Origin of the sequence: Serratia sp. AKBS12, from assembly GCF_024793895.1 — a bacterium.
Classification (GTDB): Bacteria; Pseudomonadota; Gammaproteobacteria; order Enterobacterales; family Enterobacteriaceae; genus Serratia_F.
In genome coordinates, this window is sequence record NZ_JANUSB010000007.1 from 151,077 (window position 1) to 173,454 (window position 22,378).

Here is a 22,378-nt window from a genome sequence, read left to right on the forward strand (position 1 = left end):
CGCACGGCGGCAAGCAGCGGTGAGCGCAATGTCAATAAAGGAGAGTGTCATCATGCGCGCAAAACAAACCAGCCGACGCGGCAGCGCGCTGTTGGGCGTCGGTATCGTGCTGGCGGGGCTGATGGCTCAGCCGGCGGCGGCAGATGAAAATATGCGTTTTCACGGGGTATTGGTCGCGGAGCCCTGCGTGATCCTGCCGGGAGAGGATCGGATCCAGCTCGATTTCGGCACCATTGTCGACAAATACCTGTACCTGAATACCCGCACCCATAGTCAGATTTTTACGCTGCATCTGGCGGAATGCGATCTGAGTCTGGGCAATACGGTGTCGGTTACCTTCAGCGGCAACGAAAACGCCAACCTGCCCGGATTGCTGGCGCTGGACGGCGGCAGCAGCGCATCGGGCATTGCCATCGGTCTGGAAAACCGTGATGGCACCGCCTTGCCATTGAACAGCGCCAGCGACAAATATCGCCTGGCGGCGGGCAGTAACCAGATTGCCCTACAGGCCTATGTGCAAGGTGAACCGGAAGCCATTCGTAATAAAACCATCGGCCGCGGAGAGTTCAGTGCGACAGCCACGTTCAGCCTGGAATACGAGTAACGCGCTGGTTGTCTGCTTCGTCGCACTGACGATGGCGTCGCTGCTTTATTTCCCCAATATGGGCGGCGTCGGCCTGGGGCTACCGTTCAACACGCTGGTGTATACCCTGTTGGGCGCTCTGATGCTGCTGATTCTCTGGCGCCCGTTTGGCCATCGCGGCTGGCTGGTCACGCCAGGTGCGGTGTGTTTCACACTGGGTGTGGCACTGCTTGCGCTGCCGCTGGCGTTCGCCAGCGAGACTGACAGCCATGTCGCGGCCTGGCGCGTTGCCGGTCTGCTGGCCGGGTGGGGGATCTATTGCTGCTGGTTGCAACTGCGGTTGAACTTTCGCTGGCGCCATGCGTGGGTGGTGTGGCTGCTGTTACTGATCGGCGGTCAGGCGGTGCTGGCGCTGCTGCAGCTGTTCTGGCCGGCGTGGAGCTGGGTGCCGCTGCGCGGCTCTCGGGTGTACGGCATCTTCCAGCAGCCCAACGTCCTCGGCAGCCTGTTAGCCACCGGCCTGGCGCTGGTATTAATGCTGATGCTGCTGCCGGGTTACGCCCTGGCGTCGGTTCGCGGCGAGAGAGGGCGGCAAACGGCGTTGGCGGCGCTGCTGGTGCTGCTCGTTGCGCTGCTGGTCTGGGTGCAGTCGCGCACTGGCTGGCTGGCCGGCGGGTTGTTGCCGATCGGCTATTGGGCGTTATTCGGGCGACGCCTGGCACGCCGATTGATGGTGGCCAGCGGCCTGATGTTACTTGGCTGTGGGCTTGGCATCGCCGTATTGCTGGGCGCCAGCGGCGACGGGGCACCGTTGTCGCATGCGCTGTCAAATCAGGCACGGCTGAGCATGCTGCAAGACACGCTGAAGATGATCGCCGCTCATCCGCTGACCGGCTGGGGTTATGGCAGTTTTGAAGTTGCGTTCCAGCATTTTCGTATCGGCCAACGGCCCCCGACGCCGGTGCTGGAAATCGCCCGTCATCCCCATAACGAAGTGTTGCTGTGGTGGCTGGAAGGCGGAGTAACCGCGCTGCTTGGCATGCTGGCTATCGCCTGCGGGGCAGGCCGGGTGCTGTGGCAGGCATGGCGTCACGATCGCCGGGCCTTTGCCGCCGGTCGGCGCAGCGCCGGTGAAGCGAGCGCACTGTGCCTGGCCATGCTGCCAATGGTACTGCATTGCCAGCTGGAATATCCGTTTTATGTTTCGGCGCTGCATTGGCTGGTATTTGCCTTGATGCTGGCCACGCTGGATCGCCTTTCCTGCCGCCACGCCTGCGTCGTGGGTCGTGTCGGCCCTGGGGTGATGGCGCTGCGCGTCGGTGGCGGCCTGCTGTGCCTGTGCGGTATGGCGATGATGTTGGTGATGTTCCGCAGCGGCTTGACGTTAACCCATGTTGAACGCGGCGGGCTGCGGGATATCCGCCCGTTGCTGGCCATGTCGCCGCTGGCCGCCTGGGGATTCGAGCAGCGCCGAGCCTTTGATTTACAGACCTTTCAGTTGCTGGTCTACAACCGAACGCACGACGAAACCCTGCTCGATGGCTATGCCGGGTGGGCTCGTGATTACCTGACGTTACGCATTGATGCCAACGTTTACGCCAACCTGATCGCCATATTGCGCCACCGGCAGCAATGGGCCGAGGCGGAGCGTTATCGCAACAGCGCCGCATTGCTGTTTCCTGCGGATCGGCGTTTTTTCCAGCATAAAAACTCTAAAGAAAAGGGAACTCGAAGATGATCAAAAAGCCTATGCCGTTGTCCGTTCGGGCGAGCGTGGTATGTCTGGTACTGCTGGCAAGTGTGGCATGCCAAAACGCCAAGACCAGCAAACCCGTACCACCCAGCGCGGAAAATCGGCAGCAGCAACCGTCGGAAGACGCGTTGCGAAAACAGCGCGAAGCGGAGCGGTTACAGCTGTGTCAACAGGAGCTGGGGGCGCTGCGCGCCATTGACCAGCAGCAGCATCAGCAATTGAAACAGGGCTTCGATCATTTGATGAGCGGCGCCTCGCTGTATGCCGGGGTGCGTACCAAGGTGAACGGCGATACCCAGGAAATGGTCGACGCGCTGTATCGCTACAAGGTCAACCGCCTGTGCGCGCAAGTGGATCAAGCGGTATTGGCAGGGTTGGCCGATCGCGCGGAGCAGGTTAAATGAAACGGCCGTTGCGTTTGGCGCTAGCGGTGCTGGTGGCCTTGCTGGCGGTTGACGGTGATTTGCGGGCAGATGACGGCGTGCCGGCGTTGTTGCAATTTGCCGAGCAATACCAGCAGCAGCGCGCTCCGGCGGCCAAGGCGCAACAGGGCCGTGCCGCCACAGAGAAAAAAACCGCCGAAAGCCGCCCTACGGCTGGCAAATCACCGCCTTCGGCAACGTCAACGGCATTTGTGCTGCGCCGTACGCTGCAGGAGCGCGATGACCAGTTGGCGCGGCAGCGAGCGGCGCTCAATGCCCTACAGCAGGAACTGGCAGCGCTGCGTGCACAAACGCCAGCACCTGCGCCAAAACAGCCGGCATTGCCGGATCTGACGCTGTTGCAACAGTGGTTGGGCGGGTTGCGCCGTGCCTGGCAAGGATCGCCGGACGCGCAACGCAGCGCGGCTCTGTTGCAGCAGGCCACTGACCAACTGGCTCGGCTGCAACGGCGGCATGCCGAGCAAGAGGCGCACTACGCCCGCGATCGTCAGGATTGGCAGCGGCAAATCACCGCGCTGCAACAATGGACGCTGACGCCGGAGCAGTTGAAGGCCCAGACCAACCGGCTGTCCTACGCGGCCGGCAGCGCGCTGGGGCGTGATATTCAGCAACTGATGAGCGAACGCCAGAGCTGGGGGGTACAGATCGATCGCAACAGTTTGCTGGCGGGAGTACTGGATACCGTATCAGGCCGGCCGCTGTTGCCGCCGGGGGAATTGTCGGCACTGATGGCCAAGGCGGATAGCATGGCTAATGCCGCACGGCAACAGGTGGTTAAAAAACGAACGCAGCAGGACCAGCAGTATGTGGCGCAATTCAGCCAGCAGAAAGGCGTAAAACGTTCGCCGATGGGTTTTTGGTATCGAGTGGACTACGCCGGCGATCGGCCGTTGGCCAAGGATGCGGTGATTGAGGTGGTGGTGAAGGAGCAGCTGACGGATGGCAGCGTCGTGCAGGATATGGAACTGAGCGGCAAAGTGCTTGCACAGCCGTTATCGGCTTATCCGCCACTATTTAGAGAAGCAATAAGCCAACTGAATAATCACGGTTCGCTGACCATGGTGGTGCCGCCGGAGCTGGCCTATGGCGAAACCGGTTACCCGCCAAAAGTGCCGCCGAATGCCACCATGGTTTATCAGTTGCGTATCGATAACAGTCAGGAACCGTAATGCGGCAGCAGAGGGAGAGCCAAGATGAATTCAGTGATGACATTAGCCGTGCTTGACCAGAATATCTATTTTGCCAAAGGGCTGACCAAGGCGTTGAGCGCGCATTTTTATGCGCGTGGCATCGAGACGCGTCGGGTGGACGAGCAGCACCTGCATCAGGCCGATCTGGTTTTTCAGTATGTTCCCTCTGGCAGCCGTAGCTGTTTTTGCCATTGCGCGGCGCTCGCCGAGGCGCGTTACCCGTTGTACTTTGCGCTACGCCGACCGGAAAATCGCCGCAAGCGTGAGCTGCACAGCAGCTGTCTGCTGGAAAGCGGCATTATCTATCATGACATGTCGGTAGCCGCGGTGTTGCGCAAGGTGTCGCTGGCGTTGGAGCAACGTCGCAGTCAGCCGGCGCAGCTCTGCGGCAGCGACGAGGAGTGCGTTTGCCCGCAGTATTTGCTCACCCAGCGCGAACGGGAAATCATGGTGTGCCTCCGGCAGGAAATGCGGATCAGCGACATCGCCCGCCGGTTGGCCATCAGCGTAAAAACCGCCAGCAACCATAAAATGAACGTGATGCGCAAAATGGGATTTCAACGTAATAGCGAACTTTATTACTGGTTGCGACAAGGCACGATGGCATAGCCGACCCCCGAGCGCCTGGTATGGCGTGAACGGTACCGCGCTACGCGCCCAGGGTTGACGTGGTGCGCCGTTGGGCGGGTGGTCATGCCGCCGCGATCGGGCAGGCAAATGGCAAGCCATTTCTTGCTTAGCGTGCAGCCTAATCCGCGCTATAATCAGCACCTTGCTTCCTCGCGCCAAAGGAAGATCCTCGTCCCCGGTGGGGCGGCCGGACTTCAAATCCGGTTGGGGCCGCCAGCGGTCCTGGGCAGGTTCGACTCCTGTGATCTTCCGCCAAATCTTGTCCTGGTAGCTCCCGGTAAATCCATAAAAACACAATAAATCAAAGCATTGATTGGCTTTCTTGTCCATATAAGTCCGTGGGCTACTGCCTGCATCCGTGAAAAATGCGTCTAGCGATACGTATAGATTTTTTATACACAGAACCCGCTGATACATATACTCCCAACGGGCATACACAGTCGGCGCACCAAACCGCAGGAAAACCCCTATACCCTCGACGACGGCCAGGGGCTGTCCCTCCTTATTAACACTGACGGTAGTAAGGGCTGGCGTTTCCGTTATCGTTATGCCGGGAAAGCCAAACTGATGTCTTTCGGCATCTATCCTTTGATATCGCTGGCCGAAGCGCGAGAAAAGCGCGTGGAAGCCCGTAAGCTGGTTGCGGATGGCATTACCCAGTAGCCGAGAAAAAGGCGCAAGAGCTCGCGCAGAAGCTTTCCGTTGAGAACTCCTTTGAAGCTCTTAGCCGTGAATGGCACACGAACAAGGCTGACCGGTGGACTCTGGCTTACAGAGAAGAAATCATGCGCACCTTTGAGCAGGATGTGTTTCCGTTTATTGGTCAACGCCCCATTGCCGAAATTAAGCCCTTAGAGCTACTGGAAGTGCGGCGGCGCATTGAGAGGCGTGGGGCATTGGAGAAAACCCGTAAGATACGCCAGCGCTGCGGAGAGGTCTTCCGCTACGCCATTATTACTGGCAGGGCGGAATATAACCCAGCCCCAGATCTCGCCAGCGCGCTAGCCGTTCCCAAACAAAAGCACCATCCGTTCCTGTCGGCCGAGGAGCTACCTTACTTTGTTAAGGATTTGGAAGGATATACCGGTAGCATCATCACTAAGAATGCACCGAAGCATCGTTATGCTGACCGGCGTGCGCACGCAAGAAATGCGCTTTGCTACGTGGGAGGAAATCGATTTTGAGCGTGCCATCTGGGAGATCCCCGCAGCACGCATGAAAATGCGGCGCCCGCACATTGTGCCGCTTTCTACTCAGGTGGTTGAACTGTTTAAACAGCTACAACCGATCACCGGTCACTATCCTTACATTTTCATTGGACGAAACAACCGTAGAAAGCCTATAAGTAAGGAAAGTGTGAATCAGGTAATAGAGCTGCTGGGATATAAGGGGCGAGCCACCGGTCACGGTTTCAGGCATACAATGTCTACTATCCTGCATGAACAAGGGTTTGATTCCGCATGGATTGAGATGCAACTTGCGCATGTTGACAAGAATGGTATTCGAGGTACTTATAATCATGCTCAATATTTGGAAAAACGTAGGGATATGTTGCAATGGTATTCAGATAAGATCATGTATATACTGGAGCGTTAGCGCCCCAGTTTAATTAAGGCAATGCAATGACTTTTTTAATCACTGCATAGAAAAAGCATACTACCAGTCCCCATATTAATAAATAACCCCAAATGCTACAAAGGTAATATGACAATCTCCCCTTCAGATCTCTTAGAAAACTGAAGTGCTCGGTGTTTTTAGATATATAAAATCTTTTCTTTATTATTTTATGGAACTCGTAATCTATTGGGCTGTGATTAAATCCACAAGTGGATTTTATTTTCTCATACTCTTCACGGAGAGCATCAATTTTATTATAATCCTCTTGTGATAAGTCTCCTGTTAATTTTTTCCCAAAGAGGATTATTTTTCTTTCATGTTCATTAAGTAACTCCGCATTGCGGAACAATGCCTCGGATTTAGCACCTGCAGCAAAACCCCACTCAATCAAACTTATTATTATAAGTAACATGCTTAATACAATTGAAAAGGCAGCTACAAGATTATTTAGATTTTTCCCGAAGGTTTCACCGAAAGAGGATTGCATTAGAGAAAGAGCTATTCCTGATAGACCTATCAAAGCAATACTTATAGTGGAAAATATCTCTCTTATTTTTAATCTTCGAGATGAATTGTATCTTGCGCAGGATGTTTCCCAAGCTGATTTACTTAAGCTATCTAAAAATTCTTTCATCATTACCCTCTGAATAAAAAAGACACAACGCCGGAGATATCAGTCCAATCCTCTTCTCTAGCAGTTTCCCCCAAAGAAGGTTTACAACCATAATCTATGTCGTGAGCACTTCAGCCCACACTAGCTTACCTGTGTGGGGTACGGCACTTATCACTAGTCTAAGTACCGTCGGCGTCGGTCTTGTTCAACATAGCATTACTTAGGATATATTTCACCTTCATCTGCTTGCATTCTTGATAAAATTGTTGCTTTATAACGTTCAAATCGCTCTTCGATTTGATCTCTGGTAAGCCGTTCATCAAGACCAATTCTGCCCCTGCTAACTAAAAAATCTGTTTTTTGTTTGAGAGTCTCTATTTTGTCATAGTTTCTAATATACCCGCCTTGTGGGTTAAATTTTATTTCGTAATAGGCTCTGGATATTTTCTTAAGTTCTTTTGGCGATTGACGATCAAAATCATTCAATCTCGAAAACATTTCTTTTGTAATAAAGTCTATCTTGTGGAGGAGAGAAAGGTCATTTATATTAGAATAGTAAGCAACCCAACCATATCGTTTGTTACCACTAATTGCACCTGTGATTTTTTCATTTAGCTCCTCTACAAATATTTCTTTTAAATCATCAATGGTCAAATGAGAATGCTTTTTAAGTCTTTTGTTTTTATTATGGGTGAAATCACTAAACCTAGCAGCAATAGATTGTAAGAATGCCTCTAAAGTTGAGTCTCTAACAGTTATATCATTCCCATTGAAGACATATCCAAGAAACCCGAAAGGTTGATTAAGATATCCTAAGTGAGTCTTTGGAGACGATGGTGGGTGTGTATTTAACCCTCTTAGTTTTAGTTTTCTTCTTATTGATAAATAAGCTTTTGATACGCATTCCTTATCACCGTATATAAGAACGTCATCAACGTATCGATAATAACTTACATTATATGAACTCATTGAAATATCAATATCAGACATGTAAATTGAAGCAAGCACATTTGAAATTGAAAGTCCTTGTGGAACACCTTTCTCTTTATTAAAAGACTCTTTCCTCTGATTTCTCTTGGCTGAGATGTGGGATGTCGGTGTCAATAAAGAACGAACGATTAGGTTTAGTGCTTTTTTAGATTTTATCCGCGATGAAAGTTTTTTAACCAGTCGATCTTTAATTATGTTATCGTAAAACCCTTCAATGTCGCAACTGCAAATATAAATCTCATCTGGATTAGAAGATAGAAAATCAGCAGATAACGCTCTAATATAAGTTGACGCTACGCTTTTCGGTACATATTCAGGAAATATATTGCAGAGGAATATATTTAACTGTCTTAAAACGACACGGTCACGGACAGTTGGAATTGAAATAACTCTTGGATTTTTCCCTTTGCCTTTACTTTTTAACATTTCAAGATATGGGCTGAAGCGAAAACTTCCATTTAAACATTTCTCAGACGTCTTTATCAAATCATTCTGAGACCTAAGTGAGTATTGCATCCCATTTAAGCGATCAATACCCTTAGCACCCGAATTGCTAAATTTTTCATTAAATGTTTTAAGTAAATTTTCTGATGAAAAAAGCTCATCAAATAACTCATTTTGCTCAATGGCGCTCATTTTTTATCTCATAAAATTTGGTTATGCATAAACGTCTTTTTTCACACTTTATACATTAGGATAGATTTAGTTACATTGCCAAGCAATTGATCTTCAAACTAACGTCCATAATTGGTACGGAGATATATCCCTTAGCCTGAAGCGTGCAATGCTCTCCCCGCTATGCCTGCCCGATTCGTGGGACGATTTTCGTTTAGGTGTATGAACGGGTCTAGGCCGCTACAGGGGCAAATACGCCAAGTGAGCGCGTGGGCAGCACAGGAGGTACGCAGTTTCAAAAGCTTCCTCTCGATAACCAAAATGACTGATTTGCACCGTGTCTGACTGGCTTTTTCTTACATCTCACCCAATCGCTTCAGAAGCTCGTCACGTCCCCGAACAACCCCGAACAACCCCGAACAACCCCGAACAACCCTCCGATACCCCGCGAATCCGCGCAGCGCAGCGACGTGCATAGGTCGCGAAAATAAATGCGCATATTGCCGCAGGTGCGCAATACTCCCTCGCCTACGCGCTCTGACTTTATCATGCACATTTCATGCATGACACAGAGGCCCTGTAAGCCCTTGCTGCGCGGGGTTTCGGCTGTTTTGAGGGCGGGGGATTCATGCAAAATCATGCACCCTATGCATGCACGCACGATTTAAGGCAGGCTAGCCAGAAAAAAGGCTGTTTTTGGACTTGGGGAACGGTAAAAGCCCCGCAGCAAAATCAGCATTGCAGCGGGGCCAGTTCAATCAGTGAAGTGTTTGATTTCTGCTATAACGGCGGTAGCGATTTAATGTCATTTTTTCCGGCAGCGGTAAATCATCAACGGTCACCGTTTGCGATTGAATGGGCTGGCATAAAATCTTATCGACGCTCTCTACCGTTTTAAAGGTGCAGGAGCACACAATGTTTTGGCACTGATAATAGGCTTCTTTCGTTTGTTCGGTCACATAACGGCTGGTACGGGTATAAGAAGAATGAGTACAAAGCGGGCAACGCATCATGATGTGGCCCCTTGCTGCTGCAAGCGCTGACGTTTTGTTTTCAGCTCAGTTGCAACCTGCATTCGACGCATTGGGCTGCTTTGCAGTTCTGGCAATACCCCGGTTTCTTCCGGCTTCGTCAGCCCGATGTCGTTCAATACAGGGTGCTCAATGCCCTGTAGTGCCGTGGCCGCATGAATATGGCCGCTCAGCGCCCCTAACAGACGTTGTTCAATCACTTTCATCGGGTCATCCCCATAGACGCTGTAAGCCTGCTTCGCCAGCGCGCAAGCCTTGATGACGTCAGGGCTGATAAGTGCGGCACTGAGCGCGTCTACCGCCTTACCCATCGCATGTTCGGCAAAGGTCGTAAGGGCTGCTTCATGTGCGGCCACCACCTTCGGGGCAATGCCGCCGCAACTGAGATGGAGGTACATTTTATCCAGCTCCATTTCTTCAATTAGGCCGTCGAATTCTTTCGACAGCTCCCGCTTGGAAATCCGGCTGTGGTGCTGCGCTTGCAGTTCCGGCGCGGCGTCGTCAACAGGTGTTCCTGCGTGACTGGCAGGATAAGCTGGATCAGTTTCTGCAATTTAACGACCGTGAGGTTTTGCAAGGGGCTGGTACTGTCAGTAAGAAAACGGCAGATGAAAAAGCGCAGATTACAAGCGTACTAGGGATTGCACTGCGGCCAGAATAAACTGATTAAACAGACGTAAGTATCAAACACGTCCCCTGCGGTGGCAAGAAAATTACGGTGGAATAATTTATTTATCGATACGCTCATGATACTTATACTTTTAAATAAAACTTCGCCGATCTAATACAAGTTGCTTTGCTATGTTGGTAATAATGACTTTACACCAAAGTTGGATCTGTTATTTTTAGCTAAAGGACAATTGGTTAAGCATGAGGCTGATAAGTATGACTGGGAAAATATACTTTATCTATAATCCATCTCCGACTATTGGTCGTTCACCGATTGCAAGTGCGGGAAGCGGGCTTTTTGGGCTATATAAGCCAAATCAATATGTTGCTGTGTTGCAAAGGAAGTTGCAGTGCACCGGAGTGGATTGGCGGGTCGAACTTGATGATACAGCGGCAGATATAGAGAAACTTATACATAAAAACGCCACGTTATTGATATGTGCGCCTGGTTTACGGTATCAGTTTTATATCAATGGATTTGATAAGAAAAACATAGTTTATTTGAGCATGTTCGATTATGTAACTAATAATGCAACCTCGGTGATTAAGCGAGTAAAGGAAATTAGTAATGAGCATGTTCAATGACGTTTTAATAGCGTCAATATGAGCTGATTAATACTGCTCGGTTGGGGGGAGATGGTCAAGGCTGTACGTATGATTTCCACAGAAAAGCAGCGCATGGCTTCTCTCGTAAATACCCAGCAAAGCACTGCTATTTAAGGCTCCGCCTAATAGCCATATTGTTTTGGTAATGCCGTCAGTGATGAATAACTGTGGTGGCTAATCAACTGCCAGGCCAGGGTGGGGCATATCGGCGTTTAACCAGCTTTGACGATGGCAACCCCCTTCAATCCACGCCCTGCGTGCCGCGAAACGCCCGTCGCCATTCGCTGGGGCTGATATCAAACCTGGCTTTGAAGCTCTGGCGAAACGATACCGGGGAGTGAAAACCGGCCAGTTCCGCCACCGCCTCTATGCTGTGATCGGTGGTTTCCAGCAGTTCCTGGCTGCGTTGCAGCCGCTCTGCGTTCAGCCATTCACCCACCGAGACGCCGGTTGCTTTGATGAAATGCCGGGTGAAGGTACGGCGGCTCATGCTGACGAAGCTGGCCAGTGCGTCCAGCGAGTGGTTTTTGTCGAGATTGCGCCGCAGATAGTCCAGCAGGTGGTTAATTCGGCCGTCGCGGGTGGTTGCCGGTACCGGGCGTTCAATATACTGCGCCTGGCCGCCTTCGCGATAAGGCGGCATCACCATCCGTCTGGCGACGCGATTGGCCAGCGCGCTGCCGTAATGTTTGCGCAAGATATACAGACAGCAATCGATGCCGGCGGCGGTGCCGGCCGAGGTGATCAGCCGGTTGTCGTTAATATACAGGGCATTGGTATCCAGCTGCACCGCAGGGAAACGCAGGATAAAATCGCGCTCGAACTCCCAATGCGTTGCCGCACGGCGGTTATCGAGCAGGCCGGCATAGGCCAGTACATAGGTGCCCAAACAGAGTCCCACCACTTCGGCGCCGCGCCGATAGGCGGCGTTCAGCGCATCCAGCAGCGCCTGCGAGGGCCTGACCTCCGGGTGATTCCAGAATGGCACGATAATCACATCTGCCGTCTCGAGCGCTTCCAGCCCTTTTTCCACCGTGATTGACATACCAATATCTGAATGCACCACGCCGGGGTGCTCGGCGCAAATCTGCAACTCAACCAGGTTGGGGGCTGGCATTGCCTGGCCGAAGATGATGCAGGGTACCGAGAAATGAAACGGACTGAAGCCCGGCGTAGCGATAACGGCAACGGATAGAGTAGGCATGTTTTAATGTCCTGTTTGCAGTCGGCAGACCCTGATTTGTCGGCAAGGCGCGTTGGCCGCCGGACGCGCAACGCAGGTTACGCCACGCTCCTAGATATGCACCCGGCGATGCGCGCCGCAGGCCTGTCTTAGAATATACAGCTTTCGCCGTTGGCCGGGATCAGTACGCTGTTCTGTATCCCGTGTTGATCAACGTATTCGCGCAGTTCCTGACGGCTCAGGATGCAGTGATTCACTGCTTCCATATGTGAGGCCACAATCGTCGCCTGCGGCAGCAGTTGGTGAGTTCGCAGAACGTCTTCCTTGCCCATGATAATCGCGCCGAAGCCGTCAATCTGCGCAAAGCCGGCGTTCAGCACCACGATCTCCGGTTGCCAGCGCGTCAGGCTGTCGACGTAAGGCGGCACCCAGATGGTATCACCGGCAATATACAGCGTTTTTTCATCCGGATGTTGGAACACCAGGCCGCAGGCGTCGCCCAGCAGGGCGGCAAGTTGAGGGTTGGCATAGGCGTCGTCACTGCCGTGCTGGCCGCCGGTTTTTATGATGGTGATAGCGGCAAATTCGCTGCTGTCGTCCAGCACGCGAACCTGTTTAAAGCCCTGGGCGCGGATCAGCGCGGCGTCGTCGGCATGCTGGGTAAAAATCAGCGTATCTTTGGCGATGGCCTGCTGTGCGGCTTCATCCCAGTGATCCTGGTGGGTATGGGTGACAATCACGGCATCGACATCCAGCAGCGCATCAAGCGCCACCGGCAGTGCTACCAGCGGGTTACGCAAGTGCGAACGTGCGGTATTCGGGAAGCCGGGCCAGGCTGCCTGGTCAGCCAGCATCGGATCGATGAGGAATTTTTTGCCGCCATATTCCAGCAGCAGCGTGGCGTTACGAATTTGGGTCAGTTTCATCTTATTGCTCCAGTAAAGGGGTTTACTATGCCGCCGCGGTGCCAGACGGCAGGCGGCGCATTACCATGGAGTCAGTATAAGAACGGTGGCCGAGCGGCGTCAGTGGCCCGGAGGTCAAATAACGATGGATTTGGGTCAATTACCGGCATTATCTGGCGCCGGCGGCAGGTTGCCGTTTTTGCCTGACACGCAGCGCCTCGACCACCAGTGAAAACGCCGGCGAAGGTTGCTTGCGGCTGGGATAGTACAGGTAATATCCCGGAAACGGCCGGCACCAGGGTTCTAGCACGCGGATCAGACGCCCGTCGGCGATATGGGTGCCAAACTCCTCCTCCGGCAGAAAGGCGATCCCGAGCCCGGCCAGTGCGGCGTCAACGATATGCTCCGAGGTATTGAACGTCAGCTGCCCGCTGACGCGCACGTTGAGATCGCCGCCGTCCTGATCAAAATCCCAGACGTACAGCCCACCGGATCGGACCATGCGCTGGTTGATGCACTGATGCCGCGTCAGTTCCTGCGGGGTCTGCGGCAGCGGATGGCGGGAAAAATAGTCCGGCGACGCCACGGCGGCCATGCGCAGCTTGGGGCCGATCGGGATGGCTATCATATCCTTGTCGATGGTATTGCCAAGACGCACGCCGGCATCAAAACGGTCGGCGACAATATCCCGAAACCCGTGGTTGGCGTCGAATTCGACATGGATGTCCGGGTACTCATGCAACAACGGCGTCAATTTCGGCAATAGCGTGGTGCGCAGCACATTCGGCCCGCAGGTGATCCGTACCGTTCCCGCCGGCTTGTCGCGCAGTTCGGTCAACATGTCCAGTTCGCTTTCAATTTCATCGATGCGATGGCCAATGGCCTGTAACAGCCGTTCTCCGGCGGCGGTGGGCGACACGCTGCGGGTGGTGCGCGTCAACAGGCGGATCTGCATGCGTTCTTCAAGCCCCGAGATCGCCTGGCTGAGGGCGGGCTGGGTCACGCCCAATTGCGCGGCGGCGCGGGTGAAACTGCCTTCACGGGCGACAGTAATAAAATACAGCAGATCGTTGAGGTTGCGTTTCATCGGCCATCTCCTGGATTATTAATAACTATAGCTTATAAGCTCATTAAGCATTCATTAGCTAGTCAGCCTACTCCCCGCGTGTAAAAATTCCAATAAGCATGACGTGACGGCAAATAAACGCTCTGACTCACGTCTTCTTTTTACATTCATTGTTTGACGTTATTCCCGTGAATAGCGTCCGGCCCCGGCTTGCCTGAAAACGGCCGCAGGCTGATTCGGAGGTAGCGTTTTATGTCCACATTATCGAATGACGCACCGCGCCATAACCTGCATGCCTACTGGAGTGGGGTGTTTGCCATGACGCTGTGCGTATTTGCGTTAGTGGCATCGGAATTTATGCCCGTCAGTCTGCTGACGCCGATCGCCGGAGATTTATCCGTCAGCGAAGGTTTGGCGGGACAGGGTATTGCCATTTCCGGCGCGTTTGCCGTGCTGACCAGCCTGTCGATTTCAACGCTGGCCGGCAATCTTAACCGCAAACTGCTGCTGTTGGGCATGACCGCATTGATGGCAGTGTCCGGCGCGGTGATTGCACTGGCGGCCAACTATGCGATCTACATGATGGGTCGTGCATTGATAGGCATTGCCATCGGTGGCTTTTGGTCGCTGTCGGCCGCCACGGCGATTCGCCTGGTGCCGAAGCATCAGGTGCCGCGTGCGCTGGCGATTTTCAACGGCGGCAATGCCTTGGCAACGGTCATTGCGGCACCGCTCGGCAGTTATCTGGGCTCGGTTATCGGCTGGCGTGGCGCATTCTTCTGTCTGGTGCCGGTGGCGGCGCTGGCCTTTATCTGGCAGTGGTTCAGCCTGCCGGCGATGACCGCGGACCATAACGCCAAGCGCGACGGCAGCGTTTTTCGTCTGTTTGCCAACCCGCTGGTGACGGTGGGCCTGGCGGCCTGCGGTCTGTTTTTTATGGGCCAGTTTGCGTTATTCACCTACCTGCGGCCGTTTCTGGAAACGGTCACCCGGGTAGATATCGCCACGCTGTCGTTGATGCTGCTGGTCATCGGTGTGATGGGCGTTATTGGCACGCTGCTGATCGGGCGTTTTCTGCATGCCGGTTTCTACCCGACGCTGATTGCCATCCCGCTGTTGATGGCGGTGATTGCCGCCACGCTGATCGCCTTTGGTCATAGCCTGTGGATAGTGGCGCCGCTGCTTGGCCTGTGGGGGCTGATCGCCACCGCCGCCCCTACCGGGTGGTGGAGCTGGATCGCCAGAACCTTGCCGAACGACGCCGAAGCGGGCGGCGGTCTGATGGTGGCCATGGTGCAGCTGTCGATTGCCGTGGGTTCCACCGTTGGTGGACTGGCATTTGACCATTTTGGTTACCAAAGCACTTTTGCAGTCAGCGGCATGTTATTGCTGCTGGCAGCGATGTTGACGTTATTGACGTCACGTAAAGATACCCAACAAACCCACTGAGGATCTACCGATGAAAAGACTTTCCCTGCTGTTAGGGCTGTTCATCAGCTCGTTTGCGGCAATAGGCGCCGATATGTCGAACGGCGCAGACAATTTTTATAAAAGTACCAAGGTCAGCCAGCAAAAGGTGACCTTTAAGAACCAGTACCAGATGACGGTTACCGGCAACCTGTTCATGCCAAACGATCTGAATCAGCAAGCCCGCCACCCGGCGATTATCGTCGGGCATCCGATGGGGGCGGTAAAGGAGCAAAGTTCGAATCTGTATGCGCAAAAGCTGGCGGAACAGGGCTTTGTCACGCTGGCGATCGATCTGTCCTTCTGGGGCGAGAGCGCAGGCCAGCCGCGTAACGCGGTTTCACCGGACATCTATGCGGAAGACTTCAGCGCCGCAGTGGATTATCTCGGTACGCGCCCGTATGTCGATCGCGACCGTATCGGCGTGCTGGGTATCTGCGGTAGCGGCAGCTTTGTCATCAGCGCGGCGAAAATCGATCCGCGTATGAAGGCGATTGCCACCGTCAGCATGTACGATATGGGCTCCGCCAACCGCAATGCGCTGAACCATTCGCTCACGCTGGAACAGCGCAAGAAAATCATCGCCGATGCGGCACAGCAGCGTTACGTGGAGTTCACCGGTGGCGAAACCCGATATACCAGCGGCACGGTGCATAAAATCGACGACAATTCTTCTGCCATCGAGAAAGAGTTCTACGATTTCTATCGTACCGCGCGCGGTGAGTTTACCCCGCAGGGCAGCTCGGCACAGCTGACGACGCACCCGACGCTGACCAGCAACGTGAAGTTTATCAACTTCTATCCGTTTAACGATATCGAGACCATTTCACCGCGACCAATGCTGTTTATTACCGGCGATCGGGCACATTCGAAGGAATTCAGCGAAGACGCCTACCGGCGCGCCGGCCAGCCGAAAGAGCTGTACATCGTGCCGGGAGCCGGTCACGTCGACCTGTACGACCGCACCGATCTGATCCCGTTTGCCAAGCTGAGCGCGTTCTTTAACCGCAATTTGCAGTAATCTGCCCCGGCTGCGCCAGGTGTGGCGTGGCCGCTCTCACACAGGAGGAGTGATGAAATACCGTCGTGTGTTATTGCTTGTGCTGGCATGGAGCAGCGCCCACGCCGCTGCCTATGGCATTTCAGTTCAACCCCGTGCGGAGCCGGTGATGACGGTCAACATGCAGATTAATCAGCAGAGTTTCGAGGTGCAGTTGTTCGACAACCCGACGGCGAAAGCGCTGCTCAACGGCTTGCCACTGCAGGTAGAAATGACCGAATTGAATGGCAACGAAAAGTTTGTCGATCTGCCGCAGGCATTGCCCAACAACCCGCAGCGACCCGGCAACATTCATGCCGGCGATTTGATGCTGTATGGCTCGAATACGCTGGTACTGTTCTATCACTCTTTTTCCTCACCGTACCGCTACACCCCGATTGGCAAGGTGATCGATCCGCACGCGTTGGCAACCGCCGTTGGCAGGCACAGCGTGGCGGTTGCGTTTTCCGCACGCCAAGGTCTCCGCTGATGCAGCGCTTGCGCTCTTGCGTCGGCGCCGGTTGCCAAACGCGGTTTGTCACCGCGCCCCTCATTTTAGCCGCATGGTCTATAGTTACCTTCATCACGGAGGAGGGGCTATGCGCTTTATCGTCGTCAGGCATGCTGAATCGCAAGGAAACAGGGACGGGATCATCCAGGGACAACTGGATAGCCCGGTCACTGCCGACGGCCATCGCCAGATCGCCGCGTTAATGGCCACCTTGAAAGATTGCGCCTTTTCTCACATCGTCAGTTCACCGGCCGGTCGTGCGATGACTACCGCGCAGGCGCTGGCTGCCCATTGCCACTGTACCGTCAGCAGCGACGATCGTTTGTGCGAACAGCATTTCGGCTGTTACCAGGGGCAGCCCTATCATCAGGTTTTTTCCTGCGATCCCGATGGGGTTAAGCGTATTTTTACCGGCGTGCCGACAGTGGCTGCACCACAGGGCGAGTCGGCGATGCAGGTGGTGCAGCGTTTATTGTCATTTTTTGGCGAGTATGCGCTTGGCGAGAGTGCCACCGTCGGCGTGGTAACCCACAGCCATGCGCTACAGTCGCTGATCTGGCATTTGCAGGGGGCCAACCCGCGAGAAGAAACCGGCAAATATGGCCACCTCAACTGTGGGTATTCGATTATTGACGCCACCGACGGCGAACTGGCGCTGCAACATTGGGGCATCGCCACCCATCTGCGCGCATTGCGCCAATCGCCGATCTGACCGTCGGCGCGTATTCCCGCCATTGCCGCCCGTCACCCCCTGGCGGTAATCTTGTATATAATCACCGCCAATAACCGTAAACCCCGTATCAGGAGCACAGATGCCTTCCAAGGCGATCGCTAAATGGATCAAACGACTGACGCTGGTCTTGGTGACGATCCTGATCACGCTGCTTGCCGTACGGGTTTACGACACCCAGCGCGGTCCGGCGCTGGAGCCGTGGCATACTTTTGTACCACACGAAATGAGCGGTGCCGAACTGGACGGCGCCGACTGGCCGGCCTATCTGGCAGCCGAACAGCGGGTGTTTGCCGAGGTGAAAACCAACGTCAGCGATCGGCTGGAGGCTGGCGAACGCATTCCTTTGAACCGCTATTTTAGCGGTAGCCCGATTTACCCCGGGAGTTTTGCCCGTGACTGGAATCGTTCTTATCAACTGTTACCAGCGGGGGAACCGCGCGGCGCGGTGGTGTTGCTGCATGGGCTGACCGATTCACCGTATAGCCTGCGGCATATTGCCGACAATTACCGGCAGCACGGCTTTGTTGCCGTCGGCATTCGCCTGCCGGCGCACGGCACGGTACCGGGCGCGTTGACCGCCATTGACTGGCAGGACTGGCTGGCGGCAACCCGGCTGGCGGTGCGCGAAGCGCGTAAGCGTATCGGCGCCGACAAGCCGTTGCATATCGTCGGTTTTTCCAACGGCGGTGCATTGGCGATGAAATATGCGCTGGATGCGCTGGAAGATCCCGAGCTGGCACCGCCACAGCGGCTGATTTTAATTTCGCCGATGATAGGCGTCACCCACTTCGCCCGCTTTGCTGGCATCGCCGGTTGGCCAGCGGTGTTCCCGGCGTTCGCCAAAGCGGCGTGGCTCGGCATATTGCCGGAATTCAATCCGTTTAAATACAATTCATTCCCGGTCAACGGCGCGCGTCAGTCCTATTTGCTCAGTAATGCGCTGCAACAGCAGGTCGCCCGGCTTGGCCGCGATGGCAAGCTGGCGGCATTGCCGCCGGTGTTGACCTTTCAATCGGTGATGGACTCCACCGTCAGTACCCGGGCGGTGATCCGCGCGCTGTATAACGTCTTGCCGGCCAACGGCAGTGAGCTGGTGCTGTTTGACGTTAACCGCACGGTGAACTTTGGCCCGCTGCTGCGACCCAATGCCGCCGATGCGGTAAACCAGCTGTTGCCACCACCGCCGCGTCGCTACCGCTCCACGGTGATCGCCAATCGATCGCCGGAAAGCAGCGACGCGGTAGCGCGTATTACCGAGGCCGGTGCGGTGGTGGAACGCCAACAGCCGCTCGGCCTTGCCTACCCGGCGGACATCTATTCGCTGTCGCATGTGGCGTTGCCGTTTCCGATCGACGATTCGCTATACGGCCGTTATCCGGCGCAGCGTGCCGAATTTGGCATCAGCCTCGGCACCATTGCCGCGCGTGGCGAGCGTTCGGTATTGGTGGTCGATATGGATTCGCTGATGCGCCTTGCCTCCAACCCGTTCTTCCCGTACCTGTTGCAGCGTATCGACAGCAAGCTTTAGGCAAAGCCGAGCAGGGCAAAGGCATCATCCTGCGGTTGATAATCGAGCAGTTGGCGAGTTTCTTCCAGTGACAGGCGCTGGTAGCGGTTGTTGGAAACGCCGTGTACCACTGCGTAGGAGACGTCGGTGACGCGAATGCAGCGATCGAGCAGATCGGCGGCGTCGCGGTGGCTGAGAAAGGCGCTCATGTCGCGGGCGCTGAGCTGCCGATCGGCGCACAGCGTGGTGAAGTTGGCGATGCGTACCGACAGGGCGGACAGGCCTTCCTGATGGGCAAAGTAGGCGGCGATGCCTTCGCCAAACGCTTTGCTGACGCCATACAGATTCTTCGGTCGTGGTGCATCGTCCGGCCGTACCTGATAATCCAGCGGATAGCCTTCTACCGCCTGGGCGCTGCTGGCGAATACCACGCGCCGGCAGCCGGCATCCTTGGCGGCGCGGAAGATATTAAAGGTGCCAAGAATATTGTTGTCTTTCAACGAGTCGCAGAAATCAGCGTCCGGTGACGGATCTGCCGCCAGGTGCAGCACGGTATCAATACCGGCACAGGCAGCGCGGCAGGCTTGCAGGTCGGTGATGTCAAAGGCCAGCACCTGGTCGTTGGCTCCGATATCGCGCAATAGGTTGGTGTCCCGTTCTGCCAGCCTCAGTGGATAACGGCCTGCCATTGCCGTCCGGTATGCTGTCGCAACGCGGCCAGCAGCGCCGGTGATCAAAATCCTGCCCATCTCAGAACGCAATGCCATGGTGTTTCCATCCTAAACAAATTACGCAGAGGCCCAGTATTAGCCCGCTGAATTATTTTTGTCCAGATAATATTAATTTAACTGATGTTTTAGCGTGAAATTGGGTAACTCTGCGCCACGCTGTTGGACCACAGCGCCATCACCGAACGAATGGCTGGCGCTTGCGCCAGATCGGGGTAGGGCACCAGCTACAATTCGTGCGTTGGTGCGGGTAGGGCGGTGGGCCGTTTTATTAACAGTGGGTCGTCATCGGTAACGAACGTCGGTAAAACGGTAGCACCCAGCTTGCCCGACGGTGGCATGAACGCAACCCGGTTCTCGTGCCGCGGTGCTCAATCAACCGGTACGGGCCAGAACCACAAAATGTTTTAAACCCTGCCAATCAACCATCAGTGAATTCCTGCACCGCGCCGTTGCGGTTTGGCGGGATATTCACGCAGAAAGGAGTGTGGTTCAATGCCATTAGCCAGTTACTAAAATGATTTTTTAATTAGATTACCTTATGATTATGCGTTTGCCGGGGGCAGCGTGTCGATCGCTGGCATCGGTACCGGCATGCTACGGGTGCTGGCCGCGCAGGCTGCCTGGCGCGTCGCCGCAAAACGCGTTTTTACTGGTATCGGGATGCCATTCGCAGCAGCGGTACCAGTCTGCAATCCGGCGGCTAAACGCTTAGCCCCGTTCGGCGTGTTCACTGTCCAGGTAACGCTGGCGCACGTGTTCAAACCAACTGTCGGGCACGTTGTGCGGTGGCAGTCGCAGCATCGCCAGCCCGTGTTCGACGATATGGCTGGCCTGGCGCCACAGTGTGGGATCGCCTTCGGTGAGTACGTCGAGCAGTCGCTGTTTCTCGATCAGGTAGGTGCGGGCGAAATGGCTGTCATAGGTCAGCAGCGAACGGGTATTGTCGATCAAATCCGCCAGTTTGATGGTTTTTGCCGGTGGTGAAGCGTTGGCGCTGTGGCGGCGATCGCGATTCTTGCGCTCAAAGCGGTTACCACTGCCGGCTTCGCTGACGTTGGTCAGCATACCAACCAGTTCCGCCACCGGTTGGCCAAAATGGCTTTCGATATCCGCCAGCGTGGTGGGGGTGTCTTCTACCGTGTCGTGCAGCCAGGCTGCCGCCAGCATTTCGTCGGTGTGCGGCACGCTGCGAACGATTTCCACCACCGCCTGCGGGTGGACGATATATGGGGTGTTGGTGTATTTACGGCGCTGATCGATGGCCGCATGCGCCTTGGTGGCGTAGCGGCGTGCGCGTTCTACCAATGTGCTCGACATATCCTTTCCTCCTCTAGCGCCATGCGCTGCGGTTCCATGCTTAAAAAATAGCACAGTGGCAAAAAAATAGTTTGCGATTACATAGCGCACTATCTATAGTCGAACCATGAAAGACAATCACTACGACCCAATCAATGCGAAAAACATGCTGCTGCTGGATCAGCAGATGTGTTTTGCCCTGTACTCCGCCAATTTGGCGCTGCACAAGGTTTATCGCAAGCTGTTGAACCAGCTCGATCTCACCTATCCACAATATCTGGTGATGCTGGTGCTGTGGGAACGGGATGAAATCACGGTGTCGGATATTGGCGAACGCCTGTTTCTCGATTCCGCCACGCTGACGCCGTTGTTGAAGCGGTTGGAGGCCGCCGGCCTGTTGCTGCGCTATCGCGCGGTTAACGACGAACGGCAGGTGATCATTGCGCTGACTGACGCCGGGCACGCGTTACGCGAAAAGGCCCGTTCGATACCGGAAGCGGTGATGTGCGCCACCGACTGCAGTCTGGACGAAGTGAGCAGCATCAAGCAACAGTTGGAAAAACTGCGCAACAGGTTAATCAACCAGCTTTGAGCTAACCGCCGGTGTAGAACGCACGATGGTTAATCGTCGTCTACACTAAAATAGGTTCTGGATATATATAGCACGCGATTTAATCGCGATAAATCTAATGGCCGGCGTGGAGTTTTTTCCCGTCGACCGTAACCACCCACTCGAAAGAAGGAATCAAGCATGTCTATTGAAAAAGTCGTTTACCGCGCTCATGCAAAAGCCACCGGTGGCCGTGACGGCCGTGCGACGTCATCTGACGGCGTGTTGGATGTCAAACTCGGCGTGCCGAAGGAAATGGGCGGCGCCGGCGGCGAAGTTACCAACCCGGAACAGCTGTTTGCCGCAGGTTATTCTGCGTGCTTCCTGGGTGCGTTGAAGTTTGTTGCGTCTAAGGAACAGGTTAAAATCCCGGCCGATGCGGCTATCGAAGGCACCGTCGGCATTGGCGAAATCCCCAATGGCTTCGGTATCGAAGTGCAGTTGGATATCAGCCTACCGGGCATTGAGCGTAGCGTAGCGGAAGATCTGGTGAAGAAAGCGCACGTCGTGTGCCCGTACTCCAATGCCACCCGTGGCAATATCGACGTCACGCTGAACGTAAAATAAACCGCTCGTCCAAAGACATCGGG

22 protein-coding genes, 1 tRNA gene and 2 pseudogenes are annotated in these 22,378 nt (G+C 54.7%); 16 read left to right on the forward strand and 9 right to left on the reverse strand.

All coding sequences use genetic code 11. The annotated features are described in order from the left end of the window. Positions 1-52 precede the first annotated feature (52 nt). The 7 genes and pseudogenes from NYE85_RS05275 (at position 53) to NYE85_RS05305 (ending at position 6,195) form a co-directional block, all read left to right on the forward strand. Positions 53-604, forward strand: coding sequence for a fimbrial protein (locus NYE85_RS05275; protein WP_259003543.1), 552 nt, complete (start codon positions 53-55; stop codon positions 602-604). Further along, positions 570-2,321, forward strand: a complete 1,752-nt coding sequence (locus NYE85_RS05280; RefSeq protein ID WP_309600851.1) for a Wzy polymerase domain-containing protein — start codon at positions 570-572, stop codon at positions 2,319-2,321. The genes NYE85_RS05275 and NYE85_RS05280 overlap by 35 nt, the downstream gene beginning before the upstream one ends. Further along, entirely contained in the window at positions 2,318-2,740 is a 423-nt protein-coding gene (locus NYE85_RS05285) for a hypothetical protein (protein ID WP_259003545.1), read from the forward strand. Before NYE85_RS05280 ends, NYE85_RS05285 begins: the two co-directional genes overlap by 4 nt. Then, a complete protein-coding gene (locus NYE85_RS05290) occupies positions 2,737-3,948 on the forward strand; it encodes an FKBP-type peptidyl-prolyl cis-trans isomerase N-terminal domain-containing protein (RefSeq protein WP_259003547.1) in 1,212 nt (403 codons plus the stop codon). Before NYE85_RS05285 ends, NYE85_RS05290 begins: the two co-directional genes overlap by 4 nt. A gap of 24 nt (positions 3,949-3,972) precedes the next feature. Beyond that, complete coding sequence (locus tag NYE85_RS05295; RefSeq protein ID WP_259003548.1) at positions 3,973-4,578, forward strand: LuxR family transcriptional regulator; 606 nt, start codon at positions 3,973-3,975, stop codon at positions 4,576-4,578. Between the two features lie 181 nt (positions 4,579-4,759). Then, a tRNA-Sec gene (locus NYE85_RS05300) sits at positions 4,760-4,854 on the forward strand. Between the two features lie 162 nt (positions 4,855-5,016). Beyond that, positions 5,017-6,195 (forward strand): annotated as a pseudogene (locus NYE85_RS05305) (tyrosine-type recombinase/integrase). 13 nt (positions 6,196-6,208) lie between these two features. Here NYE85_RS05305 and NYE85_RS05310 read toward each other — a convergent pair. From NYE85_RS05310 to NYE85_RS05325, 4 genes are all read right to left on the reverse strand, one after another. Continuing rightward, the gene (locus tag NYE85_RS05310; RefSeq protein WP_259003551.1) at positions 6,209-6,853 is read right to left on the reverse strand and encodes an SLATT domain-containing protein; all 645 of its coding nucleotides are present in this window, start codon (positions 6,851-6,853) and stop codon (positions 6,209-6,211) included. Positions 6,854-7,045: 192 nt separating this feature from the next. Continuing rightward, positions 7,046-8,455 carry a reverse transcriptase domain-containing protein gene (locus NYE85_RS05315; protein ID WP_259003552.1) on the reverse strand — a complete coding sequence of 470 codons (1,410 nt, stop codon included), beginning with the start codon at positions 8,453-8,455 and terminating at the stop codon, positions 7,046-7,048. Positions 8,456-9,192: 737 nt separating this feature from the next. Continuing rightward, the gene (locus NYE85_RS05320) at positions 9,193-9,447 is read right to left on the reverse strand and encodes an ogr/Delta-like zinc finger family protein (protein WP_259003553.1); all 255 of its coding nucleotides are present in this window, start codon (positions 9,445-9,447) and stop codon (positions 9,193-9,195) included. Further along, positions 9,444-9,878, reverse strand: coding sequence for a hypothetical protein (locus NYE85_RS05325; protein WP_259003554.1), 435 nt, complete (start codon positions 9,876-9,878; stop codon positions 9,444-9,446). The genes NYE85_RS05320 and NYE85_RS05325 overlap by 4 nt, the downstream gene beginning before the upstream one ends. 77 nt (positions 9,879-9,955) lie before the next feature. Between NYE85_RS05325 and rhuM the strand changes: the two are divergent. Both rhuM and NYE85_RS05335 read left to right on the forward strand, forming a co-directional pair. Further along, positions 9,956-10,087, forward strand: a pseudogene (gene rhuM / locus NYE85_RS05330) (RhuM family protein); the annotation flags it as partial. 263 nt (positions 10,088-10,350) lie between these two features. Continuing rightward, entirely contained in the window at positions 10,351-10,719 is a 369-nt protein-coding gene (locus tag NYE85_RS05335; RefSeq protein WP_259003555.1) for a nitrogen fixation protein NifS, read from the forward strand. Between the two features lie 262 nt (positions 10,720-10,981). Here NYE85_RS05335 and NYE85_RS05340 read toward each other — a convergent pair whose 3' ends face one another. From NYE85_RS05340 to NYE85_RS05350, 3 genes are all read right to left on the reverse strand, one after another. Continuing rightward, the gene (locus tag NYE85_RS05340) at positions 10,982-11,944 is read right to left on the reverse strand and encodes a GlxA family transcriptional regulator (protein ID WP_259003556.1); all 963 of its coding nucleotides are present in this window, start codon (positions 11,942-11,944) and stop codon (positions 10,982-10,984) included. Positions 11,945-12,072: 128 nt separating this feature from the next. Beyond that, positions 12,073-12,849, reverse strand: a complete 777-nt coding sequence (locus NYE85_RS05345; protein WP_259003557.1) for an MBL fold metallo-hydrolase — start codon at positions 12,847-12,849, stop codon at positions 12,073-12,075. 148 nt (positions 12,850-12,997) lie between these two features. Next, the gene (locus NYE85_RS05350; RefSeq protein ID WP_259003558.1) at positions 12,998-13,915 is read right to left on the reverse strand and encodes a LysR family transcriptional regulator; all 918 of its coding nucleotides are present in this window, start codon (positions 13,913-13,915) and stop codon (positions 12,998-13,000) included. Positions 13,916-14,146: 231 nt separating this feature from the next. Between NYE85_RS05350 and NYE85_RS05355 the strand changes: the two genes are divergently transcribed. The 5 genes from NYE85_RS05355 (at position 14,147) to NYE85_RS05375 (ending at position 19,172) form a co-directional block, all read left to right on the forward strand. Next, positions 14,147-15,343 (forward strand): MFS transporter, encoded by a 1,197-nt coding sequence (locus NYE85_RS05355; protein WP_259003559.1) that lies wholly within the window; start codon positions 14,147-14,149, stop codon positions 15,341-15,343. Positions 15,344-15,353: 10 nt separating this feature from the next. After that, a complete protein-coding gene (locus tag NYE85_RS05360) occupies positions 15,354-16,382 on the forward strand; it encodes an alpha/beta hydrolase (protein WP_259003560.1) in 1,029 nt (342 codons plus the stop codon). 52 nt (positions 16,383-16,434) lie between these two features. Continuing rightward, complete coding sequence (locus NYE85_RS05365; RefSeq protein WP_259003561.1) at positions 16,435-16,890, forward strand: cyclophilin-like fold protein; 456 nt, start codon at positions 16,435-16,437, stop codon at positions 16,888-16,890. 109 nt (positions 16,891-16,999) lie between these two features. Continuing rightward, a complete protein-coding gene (locus tag NYE85_RS05370) occupies positions 17,000-17,623 on the forward strand; it encodes a histidine phosphatase family protein (RefSeq protein ID WP_259003562.1) in 624 nt (207 codons plus the stop codon). Between the two features lie 100 nt (positions 17,624-17,723). Further along, positions 17,724-19,172 carry a carboxylesterase gene (locus NYE85_RS05375; protein WP_259003563.1) on the forward strand — a complete coding sequence of 483 codons (1,449 nt, stop codon included), beginning with the start codon at positions 17,724-17,726 and terminating at the stop codon, positions 19,170-19,172. Here the strand turns inward: NYE85_RS05375 and NYE85_RS05380 are convergent. Together NYE85_RS05380 and NYE85_RS05385 are read right to left on the reverse strand one after the other, a co-directional pair. Further along, entirely contained in the window at positions 19,169-19,918 is a 750-nt protein-coding gene (locus NYE85_RS05380; protein ID WP_259003564.1) for an NAD(P)-dependent oxidoreductase, read from the reverse strand. The two genes, NYE85_RS05375 and NYE85_RS05380, sit on opposite strands and share 4 nt — an antisense overlap. 672 nt (positions 19,919-20,590) lie before the next feature. Further along, positions 20,591-21,199, reverse strand: coding sequence for an HD domain-containing protein (locus NYE85_RS05385; RefSeq protein ID WP_259003565.1), 609 nt, complete (start codon positions 21,197-21,199; stop codon positions 20,591-20,593). 106 nt (positions 21,200-21,305) lie between these two features. On the opposite strand from NYE85_RS05385, the gene NYE85_RS05390 reads away from it, so the two are divergent. Together NYE85_RS05390 and NYE85_RS05395 are read left to right on the forward strand one after the other, a co-directional pair. Further along, on the forward strand, positions 21,306-21,770 hold the full coding sequence (locus tag NYE85_RS05390) for a MarR family winged helix-turn-helix transcriptional regulator (RefSeq protein ID WP_259003566.1): 465 nt from the start codon (positions 21,306-21,308) through the stop codon (positions 21,768-21,770). Between the two features lie 159 nt (positions 21,771-21,929). Then, positions 21,930-22,355, forward strand: a complete 426-nt coding sequence (locus NYE85_RS05395) for an organic hydroperoxide resistance protein (RefSeq protein ID WP_259003567.1) — start codon at positions 21,930-21,932, stop codon at positions 22,353-22,355. Positions 22,356-22,378: the final 23 nt, after the last annotated feature.

What these genes read in the sequence shown, in the direction of transcription:
- NYE85_RS05275 (WP_259003543.1), top strand. Translation starts at nt 53, where the DNA reads ATGCGCGCAAAACAAACCAGCCGACGCGGCAGCGCGCTGTTGGGCGTC.
- NYE85_RS05285 (WP_259003545.1), top strand. Translation starts at nt 2,318, where the DNA reads ATGATCAAAAAGCCTATGCCGTTGTCCGTTCGGGCGAGCGTGGTATGT.
- NYE85_RS05290 (WP_259003547.1), top strand. Translation starts at nt 2,737, where the DNA reads ATGAAACGGCCGTTGCGTTTGGCGCTAGCGGTGCTGGTGGCCTTGCTG.
- NYE85_RS05295 (WP_259003548.1), top strand. Translation starts at nt 3,973, where the DNA reads ATGAATTCAGTGATGACATTAGCCGTGCTTGACCAGAATATCTATTTT.
- NYE85_RS05310 (WP_259003551.1), bottom strand. Translation starts at nt 6,853, where the DNA reads ATGATGAAAGAATTTTTAGATAGCTTAAGTAAATCAGCTTGGGAAACA.
- NYE85_RS05315 (WP_259003552.1), bottom strand. Translation starts at nt 8,455, where the DNA reads ATGAGCGCCATTGAGCAAAATGAGTTATTTGATGAGCTTTTTTCATCA.
- NYE85_RS05320 (WP_259003553.1), bottom strand. Translation starts at nt 9,447, where the DNA reads ATGATGCGTTGCCCGCTTTGTACTCATTCTTCTTATACCCGTACCAGC.
- NYE85_RS05325 (WP_259003554.1), bottom strand. Translation starts at nt 9,878, where the DNA reads ATGGAGCTGGATAAAATGTACCTCCATCTCAGTTGCGGCGGCATTGCC.
- NYE85_RS05335 (WP_259003555.1), top strand. Translation starts at nt 10,351, where the DNA reads ATGACTGGGAAAATATACTTTATCTATAATCCATCTCCGACTATTGGT.
- NYE85_RS05340 (WP_259003556.1), bottom strand. Translation starts at nt 11,944, where the DNA reads ATGCCTACTCTATCCGTTGCCGTTATCGCTACGCCGGGCTTCAGTCCG.
- NYE85_RS05345 (WP_259003557.1), bottom strand. Translation starts at nt 12,849, where the DNA reads ATGAAACTGACCCAAATTCGTAACGCCACGCTGCTGCTGGAATATGGC.
- NYE85_RS05350 (WP_259003558.1), bottom strand. Translation starts at nt 13,915, where the DNA reads ATGAAACGCAACCTCAACGATCTGCTGTATTTTATTACTGTCGCCCGT.
- NYE85_RS05355 (WP_259003559.1), top strand. Translation starts at nt 14,147, where the DNA reads ATGTCCACATTATCGAATGACGCACCGCGCCATAACCTGCATGCCTAC.
- NYE85_RS05360 (WP_259003560.1), top strand. Translation starts at nt 15,354, where the DNA reads ATGAAAAGACTTTCCCTGCTGTTAGGGCTGTTCATCAGCTCGTTTGCG.
- NYE85_RS05365 (WP_259003561.1), top strand. Translation starts at nt 16,435, where the DNA reads ATGAAATACCGTCGTGTGTTATTGCTTGTGCTGGCATGGAGCAGCGCC.
- NYE85_RS05370 (WP_259003562.1), top strand. Translation starts at nt 17,000, where the DNA reads ATGCGCTTTATCGTCGTCAGGCATGCTGAATCGCAAGGAAACAGGGAC.
- NYE85_RS05375 (WP_259003563.1), top strand. Translation starts at nt 17,724, where the DNA reads ATGCCTTCCAAGGCGATCGCTAAATGGATCAAACGACTGACGCTGGTC.
- NYE85_RS05380 (WP_259003564.1), bottom strand. Translation starts at nt 19,918, where the DNA reads ATGGCATTGCGTTCTGAGATGGGCAGGATTTTGATCACCGGCGCTGCT.
- NYE85_RS05385 (WP_259003565.1), bottom strand. Translation starts at nt 21,199, where the DNA reads ATGTCGAGCACATTGGTAGAACGCGCACGCCGCTACGCCACCAAGGCG.
- NYE85_RS05390 (WP_259003566.1), top strand. Translation starts at nt 21,306, where the DNA reads ATGAAAGACAATCACTACGACCCAATCAATGCGAAAAACATGCTGCTG.
- NYE85_RS05395 (WP_259003567.1), top strand. Translation starts at nt 21,930, where the DNA reads ATGTCTATTGAAAAAGTCGTTTACCGCGCTCATGCAAAAGCCACCGGT.